Here is an 11,168-nt window from a genome sequence, read left to right as displayed (position 1 = left end):
TTCAACGTATTCAAGCAATGGCGCGGGCTCGCCACCCGATACGACAAGCTCGCCCTCACGTACCGCGGCGCCGTCGTCCTTCGCGCGATCACCGTCTGGCTCAAAGTATTAGGAGACACGCCCTAGCAGTTCACGGCAGTGTTTCGCGCGACCACTGCCGTGATCTGTCGTCTCGACGGGGACAGCAGTCTGAGACCGGGTCAGTCGCGCCGGGTCCCGATCCGGGCGGTGCGGGCAGCCGTGAGCCGAATGAGTTCGGCCGGATCCAGCTCGATGTCCAGGCCGCGCCGTCCGCCCGAAACGAGAATGGTCTCCAGCTCCAGGGCGCTGTCATCCACCACCGTGGGGGAGGACTGGCGCTGCCCCAGCGGTGAGATACCCCCGAGCACGTAACCGGTCCGCCGCTGCGCCGCTGCCGGGTCCGCCATCTCTGCCTTCTTGCCGCCCAAGGCTGCGGCCATCGCTTTGAGGTCCAGGCTGCCGCTCACGGGCACGACGCCGACGGCGAGCCGGCCGTCGACGTCGACCATCAGGGTCTTGAAGACCCGGGCAGGGTCGACGCCGAGCACTTCGGCCGCTTCCAGGCCATAGCTGGCCACCGCGGGGTCATGTGAGTAGGGGTGGGCGACAAAGGGAACCCCGGCGGCCGCGAGTGCTGCGGTGGCCGGAGTTCCCTGCGACGCGTGTTTGCGGGCCATGTGCTCTGGCTGTCCGGCGCTGGAAGTTAGGACTGCACCGGCAACTGCCGGGTTCCCGAGGCGACGACTTTCCGCTTGATCCGGCCCAGCATGGCTGTCATCCCGCGCATGCGCAGGGGAGTGATGGCCCGGGTGAGGCCCAGCAGTTCGGGCATGTCGTCCGGGACTGCCAGGATTTCCGCGGCGCTGAGCCCGTCGAGTCCTTCATGGAGCACCCCGGCAAAGCCACGGGTGGTCGGGGCCTCCCTGGGTGCCTTGAAGTAGAGCCGGACGCGCTCCGGGGCGCCGCCGTCGGCCTGTTCCGTCTCGACGGTCAGGAAGAGCGGCGTCTGGCACTCCACTACCTGCTCCAGCAGCTCCGGGTGGTCCCGGAGCCGCTCCGGAAGTTCCGGAAGTCCTTGCGAGAACTCGAGGAGAAGCTGCAGGCGGTCCGCTTCGGTCAGGGCCTGGAAATCGTCGACAATGTCCGCCAGCGCGGCGGGGAGGGCTGAAGTATTCATCATTCCCAGCTTACGCACGCGTGACGATTGTGTCCTTGTCGCTGTCCCTGCCGCTGACGGTTCCGGTCCATCATGGCCGTAACTACCGGCCGGCCGGAACCGCGCCGCGCTCGGCACCCTTGACGATCGGGACGCGCACGGCGTTGCCCCATTCGGTCCAGGAACCGTCGTAGTTCCGTACTGTCTCGAAGCCCAGCAGGTACTTCAGCGCAAACCAGGTGTGGCTGGACCGCTCACCGATCCGGCAGTAGGCCACGACGTCGTCGCCTGCCTTCAGGCCGGCCTCGCCGAGGTACAGGGCCTCGAGTTCGCCGCGGTTCCGGTAGGTGCCGTCGCCGGCCGCCGCGCGGGCCCAGGGGATGGAGGCCGCGGTGGGGATGTGGCCGCCGCGCAGCGCGCCCTCTTCCGGATAGGCGGGCATGTGGGTCCGCTGGCCCGTGTATTCCTCGGTCGAGCGGACGTCGATCAGCGGCTTGCCGAAGTGGGCCAGGACGTCGTCCTTGAAGGCGCGGATCGGGGCGTCGGTGCGCTCCACGACGGGGTAGTCAGCGGGGGAGGCCACGGTTGTTACGGTGGACAGGGCCCGGCCCTCGGCGATCCACTTGTCCCGGCCGCCGTCCAGGAGCCGGACGTCCTCGTGGCCGAAGAGCGTGAAAACCCACAGGGCGTACGCGGCCCACCAGTTCGATTTGTCGCCGTAAATCACCACGGTGCTGTCCCGGGAAATGCCCTTGGCCGCCGCCAGCGCGGCGAAGGCTTCGCCGTAGATGTAGTCGCGGGTCACTTCGTCGTTCAGATCCGTGTGCCAGTCAATTTTCACGGCGCCGGGGATATGGCCGGTCTCGTACAGCAGGACGTCTTCGTCGGATTCGACCACCACCAGGTTGCCGCCGTCGAGGGCGCCGTCCTCGATCGCCGTGGCCAGCCACTCCGTGGACACCAGGCGGTCGGGGTGGGCGTAGGCGGCGAATTTCTCGTTCTGCTCAACGGGGTAGGACATTGTGATGGCCTTTCACTGGAACGGTCAGGAGGCCGGGCGCGGAAAGCGTTCGCGGCGCCGGGCCTGTTACAACACTAGTCACGGGCCAGTGGGAATGCTCCACCGGGTTCACACGGGGAAATGTGGTCTTCCTCACGCCGGCCGCGGATCCGCACCCGCGCACGCGGGCCGGGCATGCTTTGCCGGTATTCTTGCTGGGGACAAGAGACCAGCAGAACGGACCACCTTGGTACAGATCGAACAGCTCGCCGCCCGTACGCCGGCAGTTTCCGTGGACGAACTCCTCAACGGGTTCTATCCGTCGCCGCGGTTCGGTGAGGTGTCGTTTTCCAGCTACCGGCCCGATCCCTCCCAGCCCAGCCAGGCCCACGCGGTTCATTCCCTGCAGCATTTCGCGGCGGGCGTGGGTGCCCGTGACGGAGACGGCCTGTTCAAGCGGCTCTTCGGCAAGAAGGACACGTCCCGGGCCGGGATCTACCTCGACGGCGGATTCGGTGTGGGCAAGACCCACCTGCTGGCGTCGCTGTGGCACGCCGCCCCGGGCCCTAAGGCGTTCGGCACATTCGTCGAATACACCAACCTCGTCGGGGCGCTGTCCTTCCGCAAGACCGTGGAGGCCCTGAGCCACTACAAGCTGGTATGCATCGATGAATTTGAGCTCGACGATCCGGGCGACACTGTGCTCATGTCCCGGCTCATGCGCGAACTCGCCGACGCCGGCGTGAAACTTGCCGCGACATCGAACACTCTGCCGGGCTCCCTCGGCGACGGGCGCTTCGCCGCCGTCGACTTTGCCCGCGAAATCCAGGTGCTGGCTGACCAGTTCGACGTCGTAAGGATCGACGGCGAGGACTTCCGTCACCGTGGCCTGCCGGCCGCGCCCGCGCCACTGCGCAATGATGACCTGACCCACCACATGCATGCCGAATTCGACGGCAAGACCGTGGCCCGCGATGAGTTCAGCACTTTGATCAACCACCTGGCCGGCGTGCACCCGAGCCGCTACCGCCAGTTGCTGGAAGGGATCGAAGGCGTCGTCTGGAAGAACGTGCACACGATTACCGAGCAGGCCGTCGCGCTGCGCTTTGTGGTGCTGGCGGACCGGCTGTACGACAAAGACGTGCCGATCCTTGCCAGCGGTGTGCCGTTCGACCAGCTCTTCACTGAGGAAATGATGACCGGCGGGTACATGAAAAAGTATTTCCGCGCCGTCTCCCGGCTCACAGCACTGGCCCGCGAGGGCCAAAACCACGAACCGTCCTAGCGTCCAACCCCTCCACCTACAACGCGGGGTCACTTGCGGCCCATTCTGGGCGCGATGTGACCCTGCGTTGCTTCGTTAAGTGCCGCTGGGCGGCGTGCGGCCGAACGCCGGAGCCGCCCTTAAATGCCGGAGGTGCCGGCGCCACCTCTCGGCGGGACCGGCACCTCGCTGACGTATCTGGGTCAGAGGCCTGGCTGGCGGGGATCCCCGGTTACGGGGGGCTCGCCGGCTACGGGAGTCTGATCGGCGACGGGGGCCGTGCTCGGCCGGTCGTTCGCCTTGTCCACGAAGTCGGAAGCGCCCCGCTGCACGGCATCGATCTTGTCGGCGTGCTTTCCGCCGGTCTTAGAGTCGACGAAGTCGCCGGCCTTTTCGATGCCGTCCTTGATGGCTTCTTCGTTGCCACCAATTACTTGCTGAGCCTTGCCCTTTAGATCGTCAAGTAAACCCACGGGCACCTCCCTTCGGTCGCGGAGCCAGATCGCTCCTAGCGATTTCTACCCTAGCGGGAGGTGGCGGGGGTGCCAAGGGTGTCCGCCCAGAGGATAAAAGATGCCAGGGCCAGGTGCACAGGGTAGAAGGACCCCCAGTGCACAAAAAAGAGCACCTCCGGGGGGAGCTGCTCTTGTGGTGGGCGATACTGGGATCGAACCAGTGACCTCTTCCGTGTCAGGGAAGCGCGCTACCGCTGCGCCAATCGCCCGCAACCGGAAGGATCCGGAGTGGATTTGTAATGAAGAGAGCGGACGACGAGATTCGAACTCGCGACATCCACCTTGGCAAGGTGGTGCTCTACCAGCTGAGCTACGTCCGCATTTTAGTCCATGCCGGCTGGGCCGGTGGTGCTGCATCAAGCAAGTTGCCTTGCTTTGGTGGGCGATACTGGGATCGAACCAGTGACCTCTTCCGTGTCAGGGAAGCGCGCTACCGCTGCGCCAATCGCCCCTTGCATCCGGCCGAAACCGGAAACCAGGGTTTTCACCGAGGTGGGTACGGGATTCGAACCCGTGTATACGGCTTTGCAGGCCGCTGCCTCGCCTCTCGGCCAACCCACCGTGTAGACAGGATTCCGAAGAACCTTTGCCGTGACAGTGTCCTGCGAGCGGACGACGAGATTCGAACTCGCGACATCCACCTTGGCAAGGTGGTGCTCTACCAGCTGAGCTACGTCCGCATTGTCGGCGTGCGTTTCCGTGCCGCATTCGGCAATTCCTCGCGTTCCAACGAGTAAGAACTCTATAGGAGGTTCCGGGAATCTACAAATCGAGGCTCATTGGACCGCGTTCGATGGCCTTACTTCCTTGATTTCTAGGGGATTTTGCTAATTACAGCGCTGTAATTAGCGTCCAACTCATGCCGCGGCTCGAAGCAGTACGGGACCGGTGCACTGCACTGTCGCACTGGGCTGCTGAACTGGACTGCGGCGGGGGAGATCGGTGCCCGTATGAGTGGAGGCTGAGGCGCAGCATGAGTGGCGGATGAGTGGCGGAGCCGGGTTCCCCGGGCCCGATTTCTAAAATCCGCCCGGGTGGGCTAGCATTCAATGTCGTTAGGGCGATTGGCGCAGTGGTAGCGCGCTTCGTTCACACCGAAGAGGTCACTGGTTCGAACCCAGTATCGCCCACTAACGAAATGGTCCGTTCCGCTGACTCAGCGGGGCGGACCATTTTGCTTTTCACCGTTGTCTGACCCCCGTGAAAGAGTCTTCATATGACCGCTCCACTCCTCGCCCACGCCACGGACTATGGCCGCATGTACGCCCGCTCCACATCGGCACAGTTCTCCGTCCCTTCCATCACCACGGTGATCGGCCAGCAGCCACACGGCCTGGATGGCTGGTTTGGATACATGGGTGCGAACAGCCTGGCCCAGAATCCAGAGCTCCCCGGCATCCTGGGGAGCCCCGCCAAGCTGCGCCAGGCGGTCAGCCGGGCTGCCAAAGCGGCGGAGTCATACCGGGACGACGCCGCCAAGCGCGGCGACCGGGTCCACAACTACTGCGAGCAGGTTGCGCTGCGCGCACTCGGCCGGCCGCACCAGATGAAGGAAACACGGGAGGCCCTGGCCGCCAACGGTGAGGAAGCCTTCGCGGCACGCTTCGACGAATGGTGGGAGCTCTTCGAAGTTGAACCCATCGCCCCGGAGATTACGGTGTGGAACAAGACTGTCGGCTACGCCGGCACGCTGGACCTCGTGGCAAGGATCAATGGCAGGACCTGTCTTATCGATTACAAGACCAAGGGCACCAGCCGGGACGGCACCGTCAAGCCGCTGGATGACAAGGTGGTCATGCAGCTCGTGGCCGGCATGAAGGCAGAAGAAAGCCTGGTCGATCCCGTAGCGGGGGAGTGGGAGGCCTGGCAGCACGGTGAATCCCCCATCCTCCTGGCCGTGGCGGTGGGCGAGACCGAAGTCCGTCCGCAGCGGGCCAACCCGGAGGTCCTGAAACACCATTGGTGGAAATTCTGCGCGCTGCGCCGCGTGTGGGAGATGTCAGCGGACACGGCGACCGCCGGGGCAGCACTGCTCCCGCTGGCGCCGCCCGTGAAGCGCTGAGCCGGAAGCACTGAACCGTCAGCAATGGAGCGGCATCGCTGAACCGTCAGCACTGGATCGGCAGACCTGGACCGAAGCGCTGCGCCGGCCTCCCGGAACAGGCATCCAGAGCAGGAGCCCGGCAGCTGCAACTAAACTGGACTGGATCCCTAGCCGCTCACCGTGAGGACAGACTGCACATGGCCATTTTGAATATCCGCATCATCGGGGATCCTGTGCTGCGCACAGTTGCCGATCCCGTGACGGAATTCGGGCCTGAACTGGCAAAGCTCGTCGCCGATATGACCGAAACCATGGAGGACGTCGAGGGCGCCGGCCTGGCCGCACCCCAGGTTGGAGTCAGCCTGCGCGTCTTCACCTACCGGATCGGCGGCGTCGAGGGTCACATCATCAACCCCGTGCTGGAAAACAGCGAGGACTTCCAGCCGGACCAGGTCGAGGGCTGCCTGTCCATCCCGGGCCTCGGCTTCCCCGTCCGCCGGTATCGCCATACCCGGGTGACCGGCGTGAACCTCCACGGCAACCCCGTCGCCGTTGAGGGCGAGGACATGCTGGCGCGCTGCTTCCAGCACGAGACCGACCACCTGGACGGCATCCTCTACACCGACCGGCTCGAGGGCGATGACCGCAAGGCCGCCTTGCGCGCCATCCGCAATGCCAACTACGACGCAATTACGGAGCAGACAACCAGCAAGCGCGCGAAGAGCGTCGGGACGAGCTTTGGCGGGTCCAGCTTCGGAATCACCCCGTGAGGGTCCTATTCGCAGGGACTCCGGCCGTCGCCGTGCCGTCCCTGGACGCGCTGATTGACGCCGGGTTCGACGTCGTCGCTGTCCTCACCCGCCCTGACGCCCCGCTGGGACGCAAACGGGTCCTGACGCCCTCGCCCGTGGCTGCCCGGGCCGCCGAGCTCGGCATCGAGATCATCCACGCCGCCAAAGTAGATGCCGGGGTCACTGCCCGCATTGCCGCCGCCGCGCCGGACGTCGCGGCGATCGTTGCCTACGGCGGCCTGATTCCCCGTGCGGCCCTCGCTGTTCCCCGCCACGGCTGGGTGAACCTGCACTTCTCCCTGCTGCCGGCCTGGCGCGGCGCCGCCCCCGTGCAGCGCGCCGTCATCGCCGGCGACGACGTCACCGGTGCCGTCACCTTCCGTCTGGAGGAGGGGCTGGACACCGGTCCGGTCTTCGGAACCCTCACCGAGACCGTGCACGCCGGCGACACCGCCGGGGCCTTGCTCGAACGGCTCTCCCACAGCGGTGCGGTCCTGCTGGCCCAGACCCTGTCCGCCATCGACGCAGGCAAGGCCGTCGCGCTGCCGCAACAGGGCGATGTCAGTCTGGCACCCAAACTCAGCCTCGAGGACGGCCGGCTCGACTGGCAGCAGCCTGCACTGGCGATCGGTCGCCGGGCCCGCGGAGTCACGCCGGAGCCCGGCGCCTGGACCATGCTGGATGGCCAGCGGATCAAGCTGGAGCCGGTGCTTCCGGCCCCGGAGTCCGCCGCGCTTCGGCCCGGACAGCTGGCCATGGACGGGAAACGGGTCCTCGTAGGTACGGGCTCGCACCCGGTGGAACTGACGCGGGTCCAGCCCGCGGGTAAGAAAATGATGACCGCCGCTGATTGGGCGCGTGGGCAGGCAACACTTGAAAGCGTGGTATTCGAATGAGCGAGTCCGGGACCAGCGGCAGCAGCCGAGGCGGTGGCCAGGGCGCCCGCGGCGGCAGCCGGCGCAACGCCCAAGGCAGGGAACGCAACCGCGGCCCGCAGCGCGGCTTCACCGAGAGCGCCCCGTCCCAGCGGACCCGCCGCGCCGATCCGGCCCGTCTGGTGGCCTTTGAGGTGCTCCGCGCTGTGGAGGCCGAGGACGCTTACGCGAACCTGGTGCTGCCTGCCCGGATCCGGCACCACGGGCTGGACAAGCGCGACGCCGGATTCGCCACCGAGCTCAGCTACGGCGCCCTCCGCGGCCAGGGCACGTACGACGCCATCCTGGCGCGCTGCGTCGACCGGCCGCTGGACCAGCTGGATCCCGCGATCCTCGACGCCCTGCGGATCGGCGCGCACCAGCTGCTCGCCATGCGCGTGCCCGCCCACGCCGCCCTGGACCAGACTGTGGGGCTGGCCCGCGCGGTAATCGGGGCCGGTCCCTCGGCCCTGATCAATGCGGTACTGCGCAAAGTCTCCGCCCGCACCCTTGACGAGTGGCTCGAGCTGCTGCTCAGCACCGAGACCGACGCCACCACCATCGCGTCCATCCGCTACGCCCACCCCGAGTGGATCGTGCGTGCGCTCCGCCAGTCGCTCGTGGCCCACGGCCGCCCGGCCGCTGAGATTGACGGGCTCCTCGAAGCCGACAACGCCGCGCCCGTGGTGAACCTCGTGGCGCTGCCGGGCGTGGGCAGCCTGGACGAGGCCTTGGAAATGGGGGCTATCCCGGGTGAACTCGTTGAGGGTTCCGCGCTCTCCAGCGGCGGGGACCTCGGCCGGCTCGCCTCGGTCCGGGACGGAAGCACCCGTGTCCAGGACGTCGGCTCGCAGCTCGTGGCCCGCGCCATGGCCGCCGTCGATCTCGGCACAGGCCCCGGCACAATAACCAGCGCGGGCCCCGACGGGCAAGCGGGGACGGACAGCGGGAGTGCGGGGGAGCGCTGGCTGGATCTCTGTGCCGGCCCCGGCGGCAAGGCCGCCCTGCTCGCTGCCCTCGCCCGGCAACGCGGCGCCCACCTGCTGGCCAACGAATCCGCCCCGCACCGTGCCAAACTCGTACGCCAGGCCCTCTCCGCGGTCCCGCGGGACGCCTGGGAGGTCAGGACCGGGGACGGCCGCGACATCGGCGCCGAACAACCCGAATCCTTCGATCGGGTCCTCGTCGATGTCCCGTGCACCGGCCTGGGCGCCCTACGCCGGCGCCCGGAGTCGCGCTGGCGGCGCACGCCCAAGGACCTCGTGGACCTTGGCCCGCTGCAGCGCCAGCTGCTCAACTCCGCGATCGACGCCGTCAAGCCCGGCGGCGTGGTGGCCTACGTGACATGTTCGCCGCACCCGGCAGAGACGACCGCCGTCGTGAGTGATGTCCTGCGCAAGCGCGAGGATCTCGAGCTCCTCGACGCCGGCGCCGCGCTGGACAGTGTCAGCCTCACCGGCCACCTCGAGGCCGGGCACGAGCTCACCGCCCAGCTCTGGCCGCACGTGCACCAGACGGACGCCATGTTCCTGGCGCTGATTCGCAAGTTGGCCTGAGTTTCACTGATACTGGGGCACTGCCAGCTAAACATGAACCAGCTAAGTACGAACGAGAAGGAAATCCATGGCCCAGTGCTGCATCAACCCGAGCATCCTTTCGGCTGACTTCGTCAATCTTGAGGCCGAACTGCGCCGTATCAGCAATGCGGATGCGGTGCACGTGGACGTCATGGACAACCACTTCGTGCCCAACCTGACAATCGGGCTGCCCGTGGTGCAGCGCATCCAGGCCGTCAGCCCGGTGCCGCTGGACGCCCACCTGATGATCGCCGACGCTGACCGCTGGGCACCGGGCTTCGCCGACGCAGGGGTGGCCTCCGTGACCTTCCACGCCGAAGCCTCGATCGCGCCGATCAAACTCGCGCGGGAACTGCGCGCCCGCGGCGCCAAGGCCGGCATGGCGCTGCGTCCGGGGACCCCCGTGGAGCCCTACCTGGACATGCTCCCGGAACTGGATCTGCTGTTGATCATGACGGTGGAGCCAGGATTTGGCGGGCAGTCCTTTTTGGACCTGACGCTGCCCAAGATCCGGCGGGCCCGCGCGGCCATTGACGGCGCCGGCGTCGCAGTGGCGCTGCAAGTCGACGGCGGCATCACCGAGGAGACGATCGTGCGTGCCGCCGAGGCGGGAGCGAACGTCTTTGTGGCGGGGTCAGCCGTCTACGGCGCGGAGGATCCGGCGCAGGCCGTCGAAAGGCTCCGGGCCGCAGGAAGCCGCTGACGGGACGGGCCGGGGCGGTCCCCGCGATGGCTCCCGGCTGCCGCCCGGCCCAGCGCGAAGATGACGCCCGGCGTAACATCGGCATCCCGGGAATAGCCCGGTCAGCCCGGCAGTTGTGTCAGAATAACAACACACATACGTGCTCCGGGGTCGGTGTAAGTCCGAACCGGCGGTGACAGTCCGCGACCCGCGCGCCAGCGCCCTCCCTCGGGAAGGATGCCGGCAAACGGTTGAATCGGTGAAATTCCGGTACCGACAGTTAAAGTCTGGATGAGAGAAGCACGTACAGCTGTTACTGCGGCGCCCAGAAGGCGCCGCATAATTGTGCTGTCGTATACCCCCGGAGCCATCGCGGTTCTTGAGGGAAGGAACGACACACGCATGGACCTCTTGCGATGGCTCTTCGAAGCGCAGATCCCGGTAGGCGGATCTGTCCTGATTCTTCGTGAAGTGCTCGGCAACATCTTTGGCCTCGCCAGCGCCTTCGGCGGCATGCGCCGCCGGGTCTGGGCATGGCCGGTCGGCATCGCCGGCAACCTACTGCTCCTGACGGTTTTCCTGGGCAACGTCTTTGGCTCCGCCACGCCCGCCACTTTGTGGGGCCAGGCCGGACGCCAGGTCATGTTCATCGGCGTCGCCCTCTACGGCTGGTACCGGTGGCAGCAGGGCAGGCAGTCCGCCAGTGGCGGGGCAGCCGTCGCGCCGCGCTGGGCCAGCAACCAGACCCGGGTGATTCTGGGTCTCAGCCTCGTGGCCGGGACTGCCGCGCTGACGCCGCTCTTCGACTCGCTGGGCTCGTACCCGCCGGTCTGGGCAGACGCCTGGACGTTCATGGGTTCGCTGCTGGCGACATACGGCATGGCCCGGGGATGGACCGAGTTCTGGCTCATCTGGGTGGCCGTGGACATCGTCGGTGTGCCGCTGCTGTTCAGCGCGGGCTACTACGCCAGCGCCGTCATGTACCTCTTCTACGGCTTCTTCACGCTCACCGGATTCTTCGTCTGGTGGCGTGCCTCGAAGGTGGCGAACCGGCCGGTCACGGTCGAGACCGCCTTCCCCGACCCGCTGGTGGTCAAGTGAGTGCCCGCAGCGGCGCCGGCGTGAGCGCCGGATTCAACCCCGCCCCGCTCAATCCGGCCCCGCTCAATCCGGCCCCGCTCAATTCTGCCCCTCTCAAGGCAGC

At 66.9% G+C, this 11,168-nt stretch carries 11 protein-coding genes, 6 tRNA genes, 1 pseudogene and 1 riboswitch; of the genes and pseudogenes, 9 read left to right on the top strand and 9 right to left on the bottom strand.

The features are described from left to right. A pseudogene (locus MRBLAR12_RS23695) lies at positions 1–126 on the top strand (IS5/IS1182 family transposase); the annotation flags it as partial. Between the two features lie 74 nt (positions 127–200). On the opposite strand, the gene ybaK reads toward MRBLAR12_RS23695, so the two are convergent. The 3 genes from ybaK to MRBLAR12_RS23680 form a co-directional block, all read right to left on the bottom strand. Next, on the bottom strand, positions 201–698 hold the full coding sequence (gene ybaK / locus MRBLAR12_RS23690; protein ID WP_229993286.1) for a Cys-tRNA(Pro) deacylase: 498 nt from the start codon (positions 696–698) through the stop codon (positions 201–203). A gap of 26 nt (positions 699–724) precedes the next feature. Continuing rightward, entirely contained in the window at positions 725–1,198 is a 474-nt protein-coding gene (locus MRBLAR12_RS23685) for a SufE family protein (protein WP_229993287.1), read from the bottom strand. A gap of 82 nt (positions 1,199–1,280) precedes the next feature. After that, the gene (locus tag MRBLAR12_RS23680) at positions 1,281–2,198 is read right to left on the bottom strand and encodes a sulfurtransferase (RefSeq protein WP_229993288.1); all 918 of its coding nucleotides are present in this window, start codon (positions 2,196–2,198) and stop codon (positions 1,281–1,283) included. Positions 2,199–2,424: 226 nt separating this feature from the next. Here MRBLAR12_RS23680 and zapE point away from each other — a divergent pair, with 226 nt between their 5' ends. Then, entirely contained in the window at positions 2,425–3,462 is a 1,038-nt protein-coding gene (zapE, locus tag MRBLAR12_RS23675) for a cell division protein ZapE (protein WP_364748973.1), read from the top strand. Positions 3,463–3,644: 182 nt separating this feature from the next. Here zapE and MRBLAR12_RS23670 read toward each other — a convergent pair whose 3' ends face one another. The 6 genes from MRBLAR12_RS23670 to MRBLAR12_RS23645 form a co-directional block, all read right to left on the bottom strand. After that, positions 3,645–3,914: an antitoxin gene (locus MRBLAR12_RS23670; protein ID WP_229995682.1), complete on the bottom strand. Its 270-nt coding sequence runs from the start codon at positions 3,912–3,914 to the stop codon at positions 3,645–3,647. 176 nt (positions 3,915–4,090) lie between these two features. Next, a tRNA-Val gene (locus MRBLAR12_RS23665) sits at positions 4,091–4,165 on the bottom strand. A 38-nt stretch (positions 4,166–4,203) separates the two neighbouring features. After that, positions 4,204–4,276, bottom strand: a tRNA-Gly gene (locus tag MRBLAR12_RS23660). A 56-nt stretch (positions 4,277–4,332) separates the two neighbouring features. Continuing rightward, positions 4,333–4,407 (bottom strand) — tRNA-Val (locus MRBLAR12_RS23655). Between the two features lie 39 nt (positions 4,408–4,446). Next, a tRNA-Cys gene (locus MRBLAR12_RS23650) sits at positions 4,447–4,517 on the bottom strand. 46 nt (positions 4,518–4,563) lie between these two features. Then, positions 4,564–4,636, bottom strand: a tRNA-Gly gene (locus tag MRBLAR12_RS23645). A gap of 378 nt (positions 4,637–5,014) precedes the next feature. Between MRBLAR12_RS23645 and MRBLAR12_RS23640 the strand changes: the two genes are divergently transcribed. From MRBLAR12_RS23640 to pnuC, 7 genes are all read left to right on the top strand, one after another. Further along, a tRNA-Val gene (locus MRBLAR12_RS23640) sits at positions 5,015–5,086 on the top strand. An 86-nt stretch (positions 5,087–5,172) separates the two neighbouring features. Then, on the top strand, positions 5,173–6,018 hold the full coding sequence (locus MRBLAR12_RS23635) for a cytochrome (protein ID WP_364748970.1): 846 nt from the start codon (positions 5,173–5,175) through the stop codon (positions 6,016–6,018). A gap of 179 nt (positions 6,019–6,197) precedes the next feature. After that, the gene (def, locus tag MRBLAR12_RS23630; RefSeq protein ID WP_229995680.1) at positions 6,198–6,770 is read left to right on the top strand and encodes a peptide deformylase; all 573 of its coding nucleotides are present in this window, start codon (positions 6,198–6,200) and stop codon (positions 6,768–6,770) included. After that, positions 6,767–7,687 carry a methionyl-tRNA formyltransferase gene (gene fmt, locus MRBLAR12_RS23625; RefSeq protein ID WP_364748967.1) on the top strand — a complete coding sequence of 307 codons (921 nt, stop codon included), beginning with the start codon at positions 6,767–6,769 and terminating at the stop codon, positions 7,685–7,687. The genes def and fmt overlap by 4 nt, the downstream gene beginning before the upstream one ends. Further along, positions 7,684–9,261, top strand: a complete 1,578-nt coding sequence (locus MRBLAR12_RS23620; RefSeq protein ID WP_364748965.1) for an RsmB/NOP family class I SAM-dependent RNA methyltransferase — start codon at positions 7,684–7,686, stop codon at positions 9,259–9,261. The genes fmt and MRBLAR12_RS23620 overlap by 4 nt, the downstream gene beginning before the upstream one ends. A gap of 67 nt (positions 9,262–9,328) precedes the next feature. Further along, the gene (gene rpe / locus MRBLAR12_RS23615) at positions 9,329–9,985 is read left to right on the top strand and encodes a ribulose-phosphate 3-epimerase (protein ID WP_364748963.1); all 657 of its coding nucleotides are present in this window, start codon (positions 9,329–9,331) and stop codon (positions 9,983–9,985) included. Positions 9,986–10,120: 135 nt separating this feature from the next. Then, positions 10,121–10,272: riboswitch (FMN riboswitch) on the top strand. A gap of 94 nt (positions 10,273–10,366) precedes the next feature. Further along, a complete protein-coding gene (gene pnuC, locus MRBLAR12_RS23610; protein ID WP_364748961.1) occupies positions 10,367–11,065 on the top strand; it encodes a nicotinamide riboside transporter PnuC in 699 nt (232 codons plus the stop codon). The last annotated feature ends 103 nt before the right edge of the window (positions 11,066–11,168 follow it).

Origin of the sequence: Arthrobacter sp. LAR12-1-1.1 (genome assembly GCF_040676555.1) — a bacterium.
Taxonomy (GTDB): domain Bacteria; phylum Actinomycetota; class Actinomycetes; order Actinomycetales; family Micrococcaceae; genus Arthrobacter.
The sequence above is the reverse complement of the archived record's forward strand: the minus strand, read 5'-3'. Positions and strand labels throughout refer to the sequence as shown.